Here is a 17423-nt window from a genome sequence, read left to right as displayed (position 1 = left end):
AACTAACGTATACTTTTAGATTAAAATTATAAATCTATTATTTTTATTTTTGAAGAAAATGATTCGTTTGTTGTTTCTGAATTTATTTTTAATTCCTCTTTTTTGTTTTTATCCAAAATTCTTAGTTGCAATCCGCTAAATGTTACTGCTGATAGTTTTTTGTTATTTGCATTACTATAATAACTAACTTGAGGTGTTCATTTTATACGAATATATTTTGCTTTTGTTGGATTAAAATCTATATTAAAAATAGTTGCATTGGTTCCCTCGTACGCAAGAAATGAGTTTCCAATTAGCGAACGATATCCAATTGTTTCTTTATATCCTGACACAGGACCAAAATCTTGTAATTCAATTTTATTTTGATTTTGGACGTTGAAGAAATTTTTTCCGTCCATAGAATACTGAATATTTAGTTTACTAGGTAAAAATAATTCTGTTTGATTTTCTTGAGTTAATAAGAAATCAAATCATGAAAATTTTAAGGTATCAAACCATTCGCCTTCTTTGTTAACTGTTTTTAAAGTTATTTGGTTAATATCGTTTTCTTGGTTTGTATTGTTTCTGTCTAAATTACTTCAGAAGTTGTTTTGAGTTTTTCTTAATTTTTCAAATTGTCTTTGAAATATTTTATCTATTTTATCAGGGTTTGATTTGTTTGAGTTATCTTTATCGATAGTTACTTTTTGACTTCAATTATTTTCTTTTGTATTCAAATCATCACTTATTTTTGTACGATCATATTTTACAAAATTGAATTTAGCTTTATATTTTAAGTTTTTAAAATTTGAAGGATTTTCAACGTTTTCTAAAACACCATCTAAAATAATTTCCGATTTTTTATTCTTTTTAATAACACCATTATTATTTTTACTAAATATAATTTTATATTTACCACTAGGTAAAACGTTAGATTCATCTTTCAAATCGATAAAATAATTGTTATTTTCAATATTAAATATTGAATTTAACCTAATAACGTCAGTATAAACATTAAAACTTTGTGTAATTAATTTGTTATCTTCGTATTTTCTAAAACTATCTTTTGAAATTAAAGCTATTTTTTCTTCTGAAGTTTCTGAGTTTGAAGTTAATGTATATTTAATGTCTTTTGAAATTAAAGCTATTTTTTCTTCTGAAGTTTCTGAGTTTGAAGTTAATGTATATTTAATTTCAATGTTTTCATCTTTTTTAGACGCCGATATAAAGTTAATTTGGAAATTATCTTTTTCAATTAAACCTATAATATTGTCTTGATTTAATTCTTCTTCAGCAATTGAATTGTATGTTTTATTTTTTGAATTTTTAAATTTAAAAGTTGCAAAACTATTATCAAAATTAATTGGTTTTCTAAAACTATCTTTTGAAATTAAGGATGTTTTTTCTTCTGAAACTTTATTATTGTAAGATATTCTATAAGTTACAATTATTCCGAGTTCGCTCTTTGTAGCACCAATAAATGTATATTTATATTTTGTGTCTATTTTTTTTAATAATATGTTTTCTTTGACTAAATCCAAATTATTTATTGAATTAAATGTTTTTTCTTTTGAGTTTGCAAATAAAAAATTTAGATTCATACTAGATAAAATATTTTTTTCTTTAAAATTATTGCTCTTAGAAATATATATTCCTGAAATCACAATGGACAAAAATGTTGATAAACTTAATGCAGCTGTCCCGATCGCAAAAAGTTTAAAAATCGATGTTCTCTTCATAACACGAGCAATTATAGTCTTTTTTACCTAAAAACTAATTATTTTTTTAAGTAAAAATAAGTTTTAAAAAGTTAAATTAGTGTATTTGCGAATATAAATATGTAAATAAATGTACAATTATAATATATGATTAAAAAAGAAAATATAATTAATAAAATTTCTAAAGTTCCAAATACTTTTGGTGTTTATTTATGAAAAAAAGACAATGAAGTTATTTATGTCGGTAAGGCAAAAAAACTAAAAAATAGATTAATGCAATATTTCGGTGGCCATAATAATTCTTGATTAACTCCTAAAATGATTAATAGTATAACTGATTTTGATTATTTTTTAGCAAAAAACGAAAACGATGCATTTATTAAAGAACAGAAATTAATTAAAGAATATAATCCTAGATTTAATATAAAATTAGTAAATAAAAAAACTTATCCATATATTAATTTTAATGCCACAAAAAAGGATATTAAGATTCAAATCGGCGACAAAGACAATAACTCGTTGTATAGTTTTGGTCCTTTACCACCAAATACATACTTTAGTGACTTTGTTGATGTTTTAAAAGATATTTATTTATATAATCAAGGCCAAAAAATTTATTTTGATTCCGAAGAAAAAATAAAGCTAATTATTAATGATATAATCGATATTTTTAATAAAAAGTACTCTTACTTTAAAGCTTTAATTTCTCAAAGAGAAAAAGATTATAGTGAAAAACTTCAATTTGAAATAGCTAATAAATATTATAAGGCATCAAAATTTTTGGAAAAAATTAAAGAAAGACAAATTTCTGAAATTTCAAATGAGCACTCAATTGATTTTTTTGATTTTCAAAAAGTTAAATCGAAAGTTTTCATATCTATGTATTCATATAACTACGGATCATTAATTTATCACGAATATGAAAATAAAAATTGAGAAGGATTATTTGCAGAGTTTATTGAAAAATATTTATCTAATTTTTATAGTAAAAATAAGGTTCCGGTTCAAATAGTTTTAAACAAAGAAATGGAAAATTTAAATTTAGAATTAAATGATTTAATTTTGAAAAAAGTAAGATTTAGTAAGAAAGGAATCTTGTACCAAATTAGTGATTTATTAATGCTTAATAACAAAGAGAGTATAAATAAATATCTTGTTAAGCATCCTAATTTTCTAAATGATAACGAGATTGTTTGAGAAAAATTAAAAAATAATTTAGGATTATCAAATATAGAAAAAATCTTTATTTTTGACAATTCATTTCAAAATCATAATAAAAATGTAGTGGGTAGTGTTGTTGCTTTTGATATAAATGGGAAAATTACTAGAATGACAAAAACATATGATTTAACAAACATTGTAAAAAACATTAATAAACATTCTGATATTCAATATACCTACTATAATGCAATCTATTTTTTAGATAAAAATATATCCAAAATTAAAAATAATGATATTTTTATAGCAGATGGTTCAATGGCTCAAGTGAAAGAAATAAAAGAAGCTTTATTGAATTTTAATTTGCAAAATAATGTTTTTGGTCTCGTGAAAGATTCTAAACATAAAACTAAAAAAATAATTAATGATAAGAACATAATTTTAGATATAGATAACGAAATTTTTAATTTTTTGAGTAAAATACAAACTCAAGTAGATCAAAATGCTAAATATAGATATAATAAAGTAAAGAATAAAAATATGAAGTCTAGTGAAATTTTAAATATTAAAGGCATAGGTGAAAAAACACTTAAAAATATTTTGTCATATTTTAAAACTATTGAAAATTTAAAAAAATCTAACTATTCTGAATTAGAAAATCAATTTGGAAAGCGTATTGCAAAATTATTTGAAGAAGCAGATTTTTTTAAAAAATAAAACACTAATATTTTAATTAGGTTAACCTAAAATATTAGTGTTTTTTATTAATTATCTTCACTTAATCTCAATGAATCAATTTCAATGATTAATTCTGTGTTTTTACCAAACTTCTCAAAAACAACTGTTGCTTCTTTTCCTTTTTTATCAACTTTAATAACGGTTGCAATTTGTCCAATGTATGGTCCGCTTATTATCTCTACAATATCTCCGCTAATTAGACCAAAAACATCTTCTCCATCTTCGAATGATTTTATAGCTTCTTGTTCTCTTTTAAACATCCTTTTGATTTCAATATTGCTTACCGGTGTAGGCTTTGCCCCTTTTCCGGATGAACCTACTAAACCTGTTACATATTGAGTATTACGTACTAAGAACCATGCTGCATCAGTCATATGCATTCTTGCAAAAATATATCCAGGATATAAATTTATGTAGTTAATTTTATAATCTAATCCATTAAGTTTTTTTTGGTATTCTTTTTGAGATAAACTTGGTTTTTTAAAAATTCTAAATGCACCAGTTTCTCCAATTTCTTGATCAAAATATTCTTTAAGATCTTCTGCTATTATACGGTTATTTAGAGCTTCAACAACTTGTTCTTCTTTACCTCTCATTGTTGAAATCATATATCATTTCATTTCTTTCATAAATTCTCCTAGTTATTTATATCATTTCTAAAATTTTTGTAAATGCTAGTGTAACACCATAGACAAATAAAGCAAAAATAGCGGTAAAAATTATTATTCTAACAAAGTTTATTGTATTAGTTTTAGCGTCAGGTCATCTAACGCGTTTGACTTCTTTTATTGTTTTTCTTATTCAATATTTTTTATTTCTTAATTGTTTCAATGTTTTTTCTTCATTATTTTTTTTCATTTAGATTTCTTCCTTATGAAGTGTATGTTTTTTGCAATGAATACAATATTTTTTAACAATTAAACGTTCTAAATTCCCTAAACTTTTGTTAGTTATGTAGTTTTTTCTTCTGCATTCTTCGCACGCTAATGAAACTTTATTATTTTTCATATATGTATTTTACCATAAAACGTCTTTTTTAAGTCGGTTTAAAATTGATTAAATACTTTGACAAATATTATTGTATTTAATTCTTATGTTATTTATTATTTCTAATTGTTTACTTCTTGAATATCATGATTTATTTTTAATAGGCATATCTATATTGTTTATATATTCTTTTTCAATTTTATTTAATTTAGAGTAAAGTAATACAAGCAACTCTTTATAATGTCTATTATCATTTGAATTTATATTATCTAAATAATCTAAATAATTTATTTTATTAAATAATTTTTGATAATTTATTAAGTGATTTCCAATGTAGTTATCAAATATATTTTGTCTACTTTTTAACTTACCTAAAGAATTAAGTGAATTAAATTTCAAACTATTTCAAAATTTATTTTCAAAAGGTATTTTGTCGTCATATTCTTTGAGCATTAGTTCGAAAGATTCAAATAATAATGTATTATATATTTCTTCTCAGCTAATGTTATAAGGCCTTGTCATCCGAAAAATCTTAGCACAAAAAATTTCTATATTTGAATAGTATATCTTTTGAAATTTAAATAATATTTCGTTTTTTGTTATATATTTTTTGTTTTGGTTAATTTTTAAAAATAAAATTACATACTTTGAAAGTTTATTGATTTCGATTTTCTTATCCATTTTTCTTATTGATTAAATCAAAAAGTATAATTCCTGTTGCTACAGATACGTTCAAAGATTGTACTGTTCCAAATTGATTAATATAGATGAATTCATCACTAACGGAAGCTACACTTTTTGAAATTCCAACTCCTTCGTTACCAACTACAATTACTGTTGGCCCATTATAATTTACTTTTGTGTGTGGAAATGCCTTTTCATTTAAAGTTGTTGAATAGATTCAATATCCATGTTTTTTAATTTTTGTTAAAGAAGCAGAAATACTATTTACCCTATAAAAATTAATTCCAATATAACCACCGGATGAAACTTTCAAAGCGGTACTATCTAATTGAGCCGCATTTGTTTTAGGTAAAATTATATCTTTAATTCCTGCTGCATTAGCAGTTCTTATTATTGCTCCTAAATTATGTGGATCTTGGATTTTATCTAATACAAGTACATTTTCTGGTTTATTCTTAATTAAATTGGTTAAATCGAAATAATTAATTCCTGGTAGTACAGCAATAAAACCTTGGTGATTTTCTTGAGTTAAACTATTTAAAAAAATATGGTCAACAATTTTAATGTTAACTCTGTGCTTATTAAAATATTTTAAATTCTCTTTTTTTGATATATAAATTAATTTAATTTTTTGATTATTATTATAAGCATCTATAACTGAGTTTTTACCACACACTAATAATTGTTCCATATTTTATATCCTCTTTTTTAATAATTTTTGTAGTTTTTTATTACTAAATTAGTTCGTTTTTAATCAATGTTTCTCTTACCTTGTCGGCATCAACAAAATTTTTGTTTCTTAAGTGCGACTGTCATTGATTATATAAGTCAACATAGTCTTTATAATTAAATTTAGAAATATCAAATTCTAAACTATCAAATATTTTCATAATTGTAGCCATGTAAATTTTTGAATTATTTTTATTAATCTCCTTGAATAATTCATTAAGAAGCTTATTGAATTTTGAAAAGTTTTTCTCAAAAATATAACTCATTGCTTGTTTAAATAAATCTTCATCATAATTTCTATCGATTTTATTTATTGTTGCTTCAAAAAATATTTTTTTAATTTTTTTCAAAAATAAAGAAGCGTTATTTAATAAGTTTTCATCTATATTAATCTCGCTTGTTAGGTTTGAAAGTAAAAAAATAACTTTCAAATGATCTGCAGAGTATGCTTCGATAAAATCTTTAGGTAAAATTACATTTTGAAGTGATTTAGACATTTTAATTCCGTTTATATTAATTTGACCCGTGCGAAGTCAATTTTTACTTAAGTCCTTACCTGTTATACTAAAAAACTGAATATTTTCGTTTTCGTGATGTGGGAATGTTAAGTCCATCCCACCACCGTGGAAATCAACGCCATTTTCTTTAAAATGCTTGTAAATTAACGCGACACATTCTGTATGTCAACCAGGTCTCCCCAATCCAAAAGGAGAATTGTATTTTACACCTATATTTGTGTCTTTTCATAACGCGAAATCGGCAGGAAAACGTTTTTGATGGTCACTATCTTCAAATTTCATTTTATCAATTTGTTGATTTGATACTTTTCCGTAATTTTCAATATTTTTATTAACGTCAAATCAAACATTTGAACCTATTTTATAAGCGCTTCCTTTGTCTATCATTTTTTGAATTAAATCATAAATTGTATCTAAATTTTTAGTTACATATTCTAAGTGTGTAATTGTGTTTACGTTAAGACTTTTTAAAATTTCTAAATAGTGTTTTGAATATTTTGTAGATATTTCGTCTTCTGTAGTATTTTCTTCGATTGCACGATTGATTATTTTATCATCAATATCAGTTATATTATGAATAAAACTAAATTCAATACCTAAATTTCTAGCAGCTTTTAATATTAAATCGTATGTTAATATTGGTCTAATATTACCAATATGAACATCGTTATAGACCGTTGGTCCGCAAACATAAATTTTTAACATATTTTTATTATATAATGTTTTCATAAAATGTATAATTAAAATACAATGTAGGAGGAAAGTGATGCTTTTAAACGTAAAAATTAGAGATTTGATTATAGATTCGATAAAAAAAATGCAAAAAAATAATTTTTTTCAACAAGAATTTGATGCGAAAAAAATAGGTTTTTTGATTAGTTTACCAAATTTGCCCGAACATTTAGAAGATGAAGAAATCAAATATGATTTATCTACTAATGTAGCATTTTTGCTCAAAAAATTTGTTAAAACTTCACCATTAAATATCGCTACCGAATTAGCAAATACTTTGATGTTAAATTATGAAGTATTTGCTAAAGTTGATGTAGCAACCCCTGGTTTTATAAATATAATTTTAAAAGATGCAGTTTTCAATGAGGTATTATTAAACGCAAATGAACAAGGCTTTAATTATGGTGCAAACCAATTTGATCCAATTAAAATAAATGTCGAATATATTTCTGCTAATCCAACAGGATTTTTACATGTAGGTCATGTTAGAGGTGCTGTTTTTGGAGATTCCTTAATTAAAATTTATCGTCACGCCGGTTATAAAGTAGAGTCAGAATATTATGTTAATGATGCAGGAAATCAAATTAATGTATTGGCTAATTCTGCAAAAGTAAGATATTTTGGATTATTTGACAAAGAATTAGATATGCCTGAAGAATCATACAAAGGACAAGATATTACTTGAGCGGTAGAGCAAATTAAAAATAAAAAAGGAGATTATTACTTAGATAATTTTGATTCAAAATACAATGAATTTAAAACGGAAGTTAAAGATATTTTGTTAGACAAAATTAAGTTTGACTTATCGAAGTTAAACATTAGTAAATTTGATACCTTCTCAAGTGAACTTTCCATTTTAAAAAACGGAGCAGTAGAAGAAGCTCTAGATAAAATGAAAGAATTTACATATCATAAAGATGGTGCTTTATTTTTAAAAACAACAGAATTTAAAGATGATAAAGATCGTGTTTTAATTAAGTCCGATGGAGCTAACACATATTTACTTCCTGATATTGCATATCATTTAACAAAATTTAAGAAAGCGGATCGTTTAATTAATATTTGAGGTGCCGATCATTCAGGTTATGTCGAAAGAATGAAAGCAGCATTAAGTATTTTAGGATATGATGAAAAAAAATTAGATGTTTTAATAATTCAATTAGTTAGATTAATAAAAAACGGAGAAGAATTTAAAATGTCTAAAAGAGCAGGAACAAGTGTTACATTGTCAGACTTATTAGAGGTTAGTTCACCGGACGCAATTAGATTTATGATGTTAACTCGTGAAATTAATAATAAATTTGATTTTGATATTGATTTTTCAAATTCATCAAATAATAGTAATCCAGTTTATATTGTTCAATATGCACACTCTAGAACAGTTTCATTACTTAATAATTTGATAGTTCCGAGTTTAAATGCCGAATTTAAATTAAGTTATAAAGCTAAAAAAATAGTTTTAGCAATTGATGAGTTTCCATCTTTAATTAAAACAATTGTTGAAACTTCAAAAGTTAATTTAATGAGTCAATACTTATTAAATTTAGCTAAATTATTTAATAGTTTTTATTCCGAAACAAAGCTTAAAGGACACGAAAACGAATCTGAATATGCTTATCTAGTTAAGGTTGTTCAACTTGTTTTACGTCTTGGTTTAAGTTTAATAGGTGTTACTGCACCAGAAAATATGTAATTTTTAAACAAATATTAAAAAAAACATTTTTTGGTTTATAATTAATACACAAAGTATCGAAAGGAAAATTAATGAAGAATAAAACAATGTTAGAAATAGCTATAGAAGTTATTTCTTCTGATACATCTAGATCTTTCACATTTGATGAAATTTTCCAAAGAATTGAAGAAGAACTTAGGGAAGTTTGAATTCAAAGCTATGAAGATGACGAAAATTTTACCCTTGATAAGATAAAAGAAAAGAAAATGGGTGAATTATATCGTTTGTTAACTGTTGATATGAGATTTACAAGAAATCTTGACGGTACTTGAATTAGTAGTACAACAGAAATTAATTAACAATGAATAAAATAGAAAGTAGGAAAAAAGATGCCATTAGTAAACGCAAAAGAAATGCTTAAAAAAGCAAAAGAAGGAAAATACGCAGTTCCTCACATTAATATTAATAATCTTGAATGAGCAAAAGCTGTTTTATTAACAGCTGAAGCCGAAAAATCACCAATTATTGTTGCAACATCAGAAGGTGCAGTGAAATATATGGGTGGTTTAAATGCAGTTAGTGGAATGGTTTTAGGTTTAATAAAAGACTTAAAAATTACAATTCCTGTTGCATTACACTTAGATCATGGTTCATATGAAGGTGTTAAAGCTGCTATCGAAAATGAAGGATATACATCAGTTATGTTCGATGGTTCACATTATCCGTTTGATGAGAACTACGCTAAAACAAAAGAATTAGTAGAATTAGCTAGAAAAAGAAATATGTCATTTGAAGCTGAAGTAGGAACAATCGGTGGAGAAGAAGATGGAATTGTAGGAAATGGTGAATTCGCAAATCCTGAAGAAGCTAAAAAAATGGCTTCACTTGGAATTGATGTTTTAGCGGCTGGAATCGGAAATATTCATGGTCCATACCCAACAACATGAGAATCATTAAGTTTTGACACATTAACAGAAATTAGTTCAGCCGCTGGAATCGGTATCGTATTACACGGTGGAAGTGGGATTCCTTCAGAACAAATCAAAAAAGCTATTAGTTTAGGTGTTACAAAAATTAATGTTAATACAGAGTTACAACAATCAAACCATAAAGCATTAAGAGAATATATTTTGAGTGGAAAAGACTTAGAAGGCAAAAACTTTGACCCACGTAAATTATATAAACCAGGGTTTGAAGCTATGTGCGAAACAGTTAAGTTTAAAATACATGAATTCGGTTCAAATAATAAAGCTTAATTTGACAAAAAACACTAAAATAAAGCGAAATAAGTATCGTTTTATTTTTTTTAAAAATTTTTTACAAAAAACATAAAAAAAGTTATAAAATACTTTTAAGCAAACACAAACAAAGGAGTGCTATGAGCAATTTTAGAAAGAGTTTTGATATTATATATATTACTCTTCTAATTATCTCGAGTGCGTTTTTTTTCATTATTAATTTATGAATAAGAGGATCTTTATTTGGTTTTGCTATAGGGTCTTTTACTTCGTTTTTACTTTTTAAAATTACCTGGATTTTGAATACAGTTAATCTTAAAAAAAGAAAAATATTAATTATTGCTCATATATTAAAAATGTTAATATTTTTTATTATTTTATCCTTAATTATGTATTTAATAGTAAGTATTAATAAAATCTCAAATCAAAGCACAAAGTCCTTATTAGAAGTTAATTTTACTGATGCTCAAATCAATTTAGGTATATTCTTTATTGGTTTATTAAGTAGCTTCATAAGTATTATTTTTACTTCAATATACTTAAAAAATAAAAAGGAGGTTTAATGAAGATAATCGAGAAATTATGAGTTTGAAATTTACCTCAACTATTGTCATTATTTATGACTGTGTTAATTATTGTGGTGCTATCAATTATTGCTTTTATAAAAGTTAAAAAAGTTAAAAATGATAAGTCGCCAACAGGTGTAGCTTTAATAGCAGAATCATATGTAAAGGCATTGGATGATAATTTCGATAATGTTGCTGACGGTTCAATTCCGAAAGCTAAATTTTATATTTTTACTTTAGGTACTTTTTTAGTTATAGGTAACTTGTTACCAATAATTGGATTAAAACCAATTGGTAGTTCAATCTCAGTGCCTTTTACACTTGCTTTAATGACATGAATGGGTGTTTTTGTGGCTGGTGCAATTCATCGAAAAAGAAAATATATTAAAGATGTTATGAATCCGATGGAATTGATTGGTAAATTTGGTAGTTTAATTTCGCTTTCAGCTCGTATGTATGGTAACTTAATGGGTGGTGCTGCGATCTTATTAATGGTATATGCTTTAGTAGGAAATATAACTATCGGAGGGTCACCATTTTATTACTTAGGATCTATCTTTACTCCTGTGCTACATTTTTATTTCGATATATTTGGGGCAGTGTTGCAAGCTATAGTTTTCACGCTGTTAACAATAGTATATTGAAAGATGGAATCGGAAGTTCCAGAAGAAAAACCGAAAAAGTTTACTTATAAAATTTTTAAAAATATGAAAAAAAATAAAGTAGAACATATATATTAATAAAATAAAAGTAGGAGAAAAAATGATTATAGAATCAATTCAAAAATTAGCAGAAGAAGCTTCAAACTCAACATCAAAGGCGGCCGAAGTTATGGCTAACAATGGTGGAGCAGACTTAAAAACTGGATTATTAGCAATCGGTGCTGGTTTAGCAGCTATCGGTGTTATAGGAACAGGGGTTGGACAAGGTTATGCAGCTGGTAAAGCAGCTGAAGCTGTTGGGAGAAACCCAGAAGCAGAGAAAAAAGTTAGAAACATGTTAATTGTTGGTGCTGGAATTGCTGAATCATCAGCTATTTATGCTTTCGTTATTGCTATATTAATTCTTTTCGTATTATAATAGTATTTTTCTTATGATATTAAATATCGATAAATTCCATAAATTTGCAGCAGAAGCGTCAAGTAGTACACCGAGTGCAGGAGAACAACTTAAAGAAGAATTTTTAGGTATTTTTCCAAGTATTCCATTAATGATTGCAACTATTCTTGCTTTCATAATAGTATTTGCTGCACTATGATATTTTCTATATAAACCTGTTAAAAAAATGATGAAAAATCGTCATGATTTTATTCAAAACAATATAGATGATTCGATCAGTAAAAAAGAAGAAAGTATTAAAACATTAAACGAAGCAAATGCGCAACTCAAAAATGCGCACGTGCAAGCTGACAATATCCTTACAAAAGCTAAATTAAAAGCAGAAAAAATAGCAGAGTTTTATACTAACCAAGCAACTATTAAATCAAAACGTTTATTAGATGAAACAAGATTAGACATTAGTGCGCAACAAAAAGAATTTGATCTAAATTCTAAAAAATATATTGTTGAAATTGCTACACAATTATCAGAAAAAATTCTAAAACGTGAAATTTCAAAAGATACACAAGATAAAATCATTGATCAATTCTTAAATTCAGATAAAGAGGTTGAAGAGTTATAATGTATGAAAAAAGACACATTTCAGCCTACGCAGTTGCTATATTTGATTTAGCTAAAGAGGAAGATAAATTTGAAATTCTACAAACAGAATTTGAAACACTTAAAGAATTTACGGATAACAAAGATTTTATAAATTATTTATCAAATTATGATATTAGTGAAATGCATAAATTCGAAACAATAGATATTGCCTTTAAAGGTTTTCACTGAATAACTACTAATTTTATCAAGGTCATTGTTTCCAGAAAAGTTGTTAGTTACCTTAAAAAAATAATTATTGAATATCTAAAACTATCAAATCACGAATTAAGAATTCGTTTTGTAGATGTTATTTCGGCATTTCCAATCGACGAAAAACAACTTTTAGATATTAAAAACAAACTTCAAGAAAATACTCGTAGAAAAGTTAGAATTACACATCATGTGGATCCTAATTTAATTAGCGGTTTTAAAATCGTTTCCCGTACCGAAGTTTTAGAAAATAACATTAAAAACGAATTAGATAAATTAAAAAATGATATTTTAATTAATAAAAAGGAGGTTTAGATGGCAGTCAAATTAGATGATATTTCAGCGATTATTAAAGATAGAATTAAAAATATTAATTCTAATGTAGATCGTTCAGAGATCGGGAAAGTTATCTCTATTGGTGATGGTATAGCTCTTGTTAACGGTCTTGAAAAAGTTATGAATAGTGAAATTGTTACTTTTGACAATGGTGTTTTTGGCCTTGCTCTTAACCTAGAAGAAGAAACAGTTGGTGTCGCTCTTTTTGGAGATGCTAATTCAGTTTCTGAAGGAGATTCTGTTAGAAGAACTGGTGAAGTTATTTCTATTAGTGTCGGAGATGAACTTTTAGGTAGAGTCGTAGACGCACTAGGGAATCCAATTGATGGTAAAGGTCCAATTATCACAACTAAAAAATCAGAAATATTTAAAACAGCTTCCGGTGTTATGAGCCGTAAAGAAGTTAATCAACCTATGGAAACAGGTATTTTAGCAATTGATACCATGATTCCGATTGGTAAAGGACAAAGAGAACTTATTATCGGTGACCGTCAAACCGGTAAAACAGCAATTGCAATTGATACAATTATTAATCAAAAAGATAAAAATGTTAAATGTGTTTATGTCGCAATTGGTCAAAAGAATTCAACAGTTGCTCAAATAGTTCAAAAATTATCAGATTCTGGAGCATTAGAATACACTACAATAGTTGTGGCTGGAGCTAGCGAGCTAGCGCCACAACAATATATTGCGCCTTACACTGGTGTTACAATTGCAGAAGAATGAATGTTTAAAGGTGAAGATGTTTTAATCGTTTATGATGATTTATCAAAACACGCTATCGCTTATAGAACATTATCATTACTTTTAAGAAGACCTCCTGGTCGTGAAGCTTATCCTGGTGATGTTTTCTATTTACACTCTCAATTATTAGAACGTGCCGCAAGATTGAATAAGAACTTCGGTGGTGGTTCAATTACAGCATTACCGATTATTGAAACTCAACAAGGTGATATTTCAGCTTATATACCTACTAACGTAATTTCTATTACTGATGGTCAAATTTTTACAAAAGAAAGTTTATTTAATTCTGGTCAAAGACCTGCGGTAGATATTGGATTTAGTGTTTCTAGGGTTGGTTCTTCAGCTCAAACAAAAGCTATGAAACAAGTTGTGGGTTCTTTGAAGTTAGAATTGGCTCAATATAATGAAATGTTAGCATTTGCTCAATTTGGATCAGATTTAGATGAATCTACAAAAACAATTCTTGATCATGGTGCAAAAGTTTATGAACTATTAAGACAAGAACAATATTCACCAATAAAACAAGAAATTCAATCAATTTTACTTGTAGGTGTTAAAGAAAGAATTATAAACCCTTTACCTAAAGAATACATTCACGAATATCGTGACAATATAATTAATTGAGCAACAACAGATAGTGTTGGTTTATCATTGGTAAGTAGAATCTCAGAACAAGGTAAAATTACAGAAGAAGATTATAAATTAATTGAAAATACAGTCGTTAAAATAGTAAATGATATTGTTGCTACAATACCGGAATATAATCCGAACTTACATAAACAAATGCCAGAAAAATATAGTTTAAAAGATGCCTAATTTAAATAGCTTAAAAAATAGAATTAATGTTGTTAGCAACACACAAAAAATTACTAATGCAATGGAACTTGTTTCTACTTCAAAATTAAGAAAAATGAGAAATGACTATATAAATATTATTTCTTATCAAGAATCATTGCAAGAAACTTTCGACCAATTAATTGCTAATATTGACGAAAATGACTTTTATGCTATTTTTCCAAAGAATTCAGATGTAAAAAGCAAATTATTTATTTTAGTAACTAGTGATTTAGGTTTATGTGGTTCGTATAATCACAATGCTTTTCAATTATTACGTGATAAAGTTTCTGAATACGATCAAATCATAGTTTTAGGAGGAAAAGGGATTAGTTTATTGGCATCTAGTTCCTTAAAATCACAAGTCATAAAACAATATTCAAATATTGGGGATAAAATGCCATATAAATTAGCTTCAGAAATTTCAAAATTAGCTATGGAGCTATACAAAAACAAAGAAATTAATTCAATTAATTTAGTTTATACAAAATTTATTAATAATATAAATCAAGATGCATTATGTCAACAAATTTTTCCGTTTGATTTTACTAAAAAAGAGAATGTTCAAACAAGTAGTTCTATAATTGAGTTTGAGCCAAATGCAGAAACAGTGCTTTCTTCTTCAGTTCCATTGTTTTTAGCAAGTACTATTTATTGTTTAAGTTCAAATTCGAAAATTTCAGAAACAGCTTCAAGACGTAATGCGATGGAAAACGCAACAAACAATGCTACAGAATTAATTTCGGATTTAAAATTAGAATACAACAGAGAACGTCAAAGTAAAATAACACAAGAATTAACAGAAATAGTTGCTGGTGCAGACGCAACTTAATTAAGGAGAATTTATGATAAGAAACGAAGGTACAATAGTACAAATTCTTGGTCCGGTAGTTGACGTGCGTTTTCAAGAAGGTAAATTACCTAAATTATTAAACGCTTTAACTATCAAGCACGAAGATCAAGTTTATACTTTTGAAGTTGCACAACATATTGGTGATGATACAGCTCGTACAATTGCAATGGGCTCAACAAACGGGCTTCGTAGAGGAATGACGGTTTTAGATACAGGACGTGCTATTTCTGTGCCGGTTGGTAATGCAGTTTTAGGTAGAATGTTTGACGTTTTAGGTAATCCTATTGATGATAAACCAATGGATGAAGATGTTGAGCGAATGCCTATTCATGCCCCTTCTCCAAGTTATGAAGAACAAAAAACATCTTCAGAAATATTAGAAACAGGTATTAAGGTTATTGATTTATTAATACCATACGCAAAAGGTGGAAAAATTGGTCTTTTTGGTGGTGCAGGGGTTGGTAAAACAGTTCTTGTTCAAGAATTAATCAACAATATTGCAACACAACATAATGGGCTTTCTGTTTTTGCGGGAGTTGGTGAACGTACTCGTGAAGGTAATGATTTATACCATGAAATGAATGCCGCTGGTGTTTTAGATAAAACAGCATTAGTCTTTGGTCAAATGAATGAATCTCCAGGTGCTCGTATGAGAGTTGCGCTTAGCGGTCTTACAATGGCAGAATATTTTAGAGATAAACAAAATCAAGATGTTTTATTATTCATTGACAATATTTTTAGATTTACACAAGCTGGTTCGGAAGTGTCAGCCTTATTAGGTCGTATGCCATCAGCTGTTGGTTATCAACCAACATTAGCAACAGAAATGGGCGCCTTGCAAGAACGTATTACTTCAACTAGAAGAGGTTCAATAACATCTGTTCAAGCGGTTTATGTTCCTGCTGATGATTTAACTGATCCGGCGCCTGCAACAACATTTACTCACTTAGATGCTAAAACAGTTTTAGATCGTGGTATAGCTTCTTTAGGTATTTACCCGGCGATTGACCCTCTTAACTCATCATCTAGATTATTAGATCCACTTGTGGTTGGTGCTGAACATTATGATGTCGCACAAAAAGTAGTATCTATTTTACAAAGATTTAAAGAGTTACAAGATATTATTGCAATTTTAGGTATGGGTGAACTATCAGAAGAAGATAAAAAAATAGTAGCTCGTGCAAGAAGAATCAGAAACTTCTTATCTCAACCGTTTACAGTTGCAGAGAAGTTTTCAGGTATTAAAGGTGCATATGTGCCACTAAAAGATACAATACGAAGCTTTAAGGAAATTTTAGAAGGTAAATACGATTCATATCCTGAAGATTTATTCAGATATGCAGGAAGCATCGATGATGTTATCGCAAGATTTAATAAAAAATAATGTCTAAAATGTATTTAAAAATAACTGTTCCTTCAGGTATTTTTTATGAAAATGATGTTGAGATTATTACACTTAAAATGTCACGTGGTTATATAGGAATTCAACCGGGACACTCAACAATGTTTTCAAATATTGAAATAGGAACATTAACAATTGGTTGAGAAAATAAACCTGGTACCGAAAAATTTTTCATAGGTGGCGGGTTAATTTATGTGCTTAAGGATAAAATTAATATTATAACAGATGATATTATAAATGTTAAAGACATAGATATTGAACGTGCAATAAAAGAAAGAGATCAATTGGAAAATAAACTTCGTGAAAACAAATATAGTGCAGCAGATGCATATAGCATGGAATTAAAACTCAAAAAAACATTATTGAGAATTGATACATATAATAAAAAATAATATATGACACCTTAGTTTAAATCTAAGGTGTTTTTTATAAGAAATGATTCAAATTAAAAAAGAAAAATAAAATCAGTTAATTAATGATATAATAATTTAGATTTGTAAAAAAAATAATTTATAAAAAACCACAATTACATAAATTTATCTAAATAATTTTATTTACTAGTCCTTTTTGTTCTAATTTATAATTTAAAGATTTTTTAATAAAAATTCATAAGAAATAATTTTG

General features: G+C 26.7%; 19 protein-coding genes. 12 read left to right on the top strand and 7 right to left on the bottom strand.

The window, feature by feature from the left end; translation table 4 throughout:
* Nucleotides 1-26: 26 nt before the first annotated feature.
* On the bottom strand, nucleotides 27-1718 hold the full coding sequence (locus tag JXZ92_RS01010; RefSeq protein WP_205851927.1) for a hypothetical protein: 1692 nt from the start codon (nucleotides 1716-1718) through the stop codon (nucleotides 27-29).
* A gap of 126 nt (nucleotides 1719-1844) precedes the next feature.
* On the opposite strand from JXZ92_RS01010, the gene JXZ92_RS04100 reads away from it, so the two are divergent.
* Nucleotides 1845-3572, top strand: coding sequence for a GIY-YIG nuclease family protein (locus JXZ92_RS04100; RefSeq protein WP_205851926.1), 1728 nt, complete (start codon nucleotides 1845-1847; stop codon nucleotides 3570-3572).
* A 47-nt stretch (nucleotides 3573-3619) separates the two neighbouring features.
* Here the strand turns inward: JXZ92_RS04100 and nusG are convergent, their stop codons facing one another.
* The 6 genes from nusG to JXZ92_RS00975 are packed head-to-tail and all read right to left on the bottom strand — an operon-like array spanning nucleotide 3620 to nucleotide 7240.
* Entirely contained in the window at nucleotides 3620-4222 is a 603-nt protein-coding gene (gene nusG, locus JXZ92_RS01000) for a transcription termination/antitermination protein NusG (RefSeq protein ID WP_205851925.1), read from the bottom strand.
* A 16-nt stretch (nucleotides 4223-4238) separates the two neighbouring features.
* Nucleotides 4239-4451: a preprotein translocase subunit SecE gene (gene secE / locus JXZ92_RS00995; protein WP_205851924.1), complete on the bottom strand. Its 213-nt coding sequence runs from the start codon at nucleotides 4449-4451 to the stop codon at nucleotides 4239-4241.
* Complete coding sequence (gene rpmG, locus JXZ92_RS00990) at nucleotides 4452-4601, bottom strand: 50S ribosomal protein L33 (protein ID WP_205851923.1); 150 nt, start codon at nucleotides 4599-4601, stop codon at nucleotides 4452-4454.
* Nucleotides 4602-4649: 48 nt separating this feature from the next.
* Entirely contained in the window at nucleotides 4650-5261 is a 612-nt protein-coding gene (locus JXZ92_RS00985) for a hypothetical protein (protein ID WP_205851922.1), read from the bottom strand.
* On the bottom strand, nucleotides 5254-5955 hold the full coding sequence (gene rlmB, locus JXZ92_RS00980; RefSeq protein WP_205851921.1) for a 23S rRNA (guanosine(2251)-2'-O)-methyltransferase RlmB: 702 nt from the start codon (nucleotides 5953-5955) through the stop codon (nucleotides 5254-5256). Before rlmB ends, JXZ92_RS00985 begins: the two co-directional genes overlap by 8 nt.
* 43 nt (nucleotides 5956-5998) lie before the next feature.
* Entirely contained in the window at nucleotides 5999-7240 is a 1242-nt protein-coding gene (locus tag JXZ92_RS00975; RefSeq protein WP_374967671.1) for a class I tRNA ligase family protein, read from the bottom strand.
* Between the two features lie 37 nt (nucleotides 7241-7277).
* On the opposite strand from JXZ92_RS00975, the gene argS reads away from it, so the two are divergent.
* The 11 genes from argS (at nucleotide 7278) to atpC (ending at nucleotide 17191) form a co-directional block, all read left to right on the top strand.
* Nucleotides 7278-8936: an arginine--tRNA ligase gene (argS, locus tag JXZ92_RS00970; protein ID WP_205851920.1), complete on the top strand. Its 1659-nt coding sequence runs from the start codon at nucleotides 7278-7280 to the stop codon at nucleotides 8934-8936.
* 71 nt (nucleotides 8937-9007) lie between these two features.
* A complete protein-coding gene (rpoE, locus tag JXZ92_RS00965; protein ID WP_205851919.1) occupies nucleotides 9008-9274 on the top strand; it encodes a DNA-directed RNA polymerase subunit delta in 267 nt (88 codons plus the stop codon).
* A gap of 30 nt (nucleotides 9275-9304) precedes the next feature.
* A complete protein-coding gene (gene fba, locus JXZ92_RS00960; RefSeq protein WP_205851918.1) occupies nucleotides 9305-10171 on the top strand; it encodes a class II fructose-1,6-bisphosphate aldolase in 867 nt (288 codons plus the stop codon).
* 544 nt (nucleotides 10172-10715) lie between these two features.
* Nucleotides 10716-11459 carry a F0F1 ATP synthase subunit A gene (locus tag JXZ92_RS00955; RefSeq protein ID WP_205851917.1) on the top strand — a complete coding sequence of 248 codons (744 nt, stop codon included), beginning with the start codon at nucleotides 10716-10718 and terminating at the stop codon, nucleotides 11457-11459.
* Nucleotides 11460-11481: 22 nt separating this feature from the next.
* Complete coding sequence (atpE, locus tag JXZ92_RS00950; RefSeq protein ID WP_205851916.1) at nucleotides 11482-11799, top strand: ATP synthase F0 subunit C; 318 nt, start codon at nucleotides 11482-11484, stop codon at nucleotides 11797-11799.
* Nucleotides 11800-11812: 13 nt separating this feature from the next.
* Nucleotides 11813-12400 (top strand): F0F1 ATP synthase subunit B, encoded by a 588-nt coding sequence (gene atpF / locus JXZ92_RS00945; RefSeq protein WP_205851915.1) that lies wholly within the window; start codon nucleotides 11813-11815, stop codon nucleotides 12398-12400.
* A complete protein-coding gene (gene atpH, locus JXZ92_RS00940) occupies nucleotides 12400-12945 on the top strand; it encodes an ATP synthase F1 subunit delta (protein WP_205851914.1) in 546 nt (181 codons plus the stop codon). The genes atpF and atpH overlap by 1 nt, the downstream gene beginning before the upstream one ends.
* A complete protein-coding gene (atpA, locus tag JXZ92_RS00935) occupies nucleotides 12946-14526 on the top strand; it encodes a F0F1 ATP synthase subunit alpha (RefSeq protein WP_205851913.1) in 1581 nt (526 codons plus the stop codon). It abuts the gene before it with no gap.
* Nucleotides 14519-15376: an ATP synthase F1 subunit gamma gene (gene atpG, locus JXZ92_RS00930; protein ID WP_205851912.1), complete on the top strand. Its 858-nt coding sequence runs from the start codon at nucleotides 14519-14521 to the stop codon at nucleotides 15374-15376. Before atpA ends, atpG begins: the two co-directional genes overlap by 8 nt.
* Before the next feature lie 13 nt (nucleotides 15377-15389).
* Nucleotides 15390-16781 (top strand): F0F1 ATP synthase subunit beta, encoded by a 1392-nt coding sequence (gene atpD, locus JXZ92_RS00925; protein WP_205851911.1) that lies wholly within the window; start codon nucleotides 15390-15392, stop codon nucleotides 16779-16781.
* Nucleotides 16781-17191 carry an ATP synthase F1 subunit epsilon gene (atpC, locus tag JXZ92_RS00920; protein WP_308699350.1) on the top strand — a complete coding sequence of 137 codons (411 nt, stop codon included), beginning with the start codon at nucleotides 16781-16783 and terminating at the stop codon, nucleotides 17189-17191. The genes atpD and atpC overlap by 1 nt, the downstream gene beginning before the upstream one ends.
* Nucleotides 17192-17423: the final 232 nt, after the last annotated feature.

The sequence above is a fragment of the Mycoplasma sp. CSL10137 genome, from assembly GCF_017116845.1.
Taxonomy (GTDB): Bacteria; Bacillota_I; Bacilli_A; order Mycoplasmatales; family Metamycoplasmataceae; genus Mycoplasmopsis.
The sequence above is the reverse complement of the archived record's forward strand: the minus strand, read 5'-3'. Positions and strand labels throughout refer to the sequence as shown.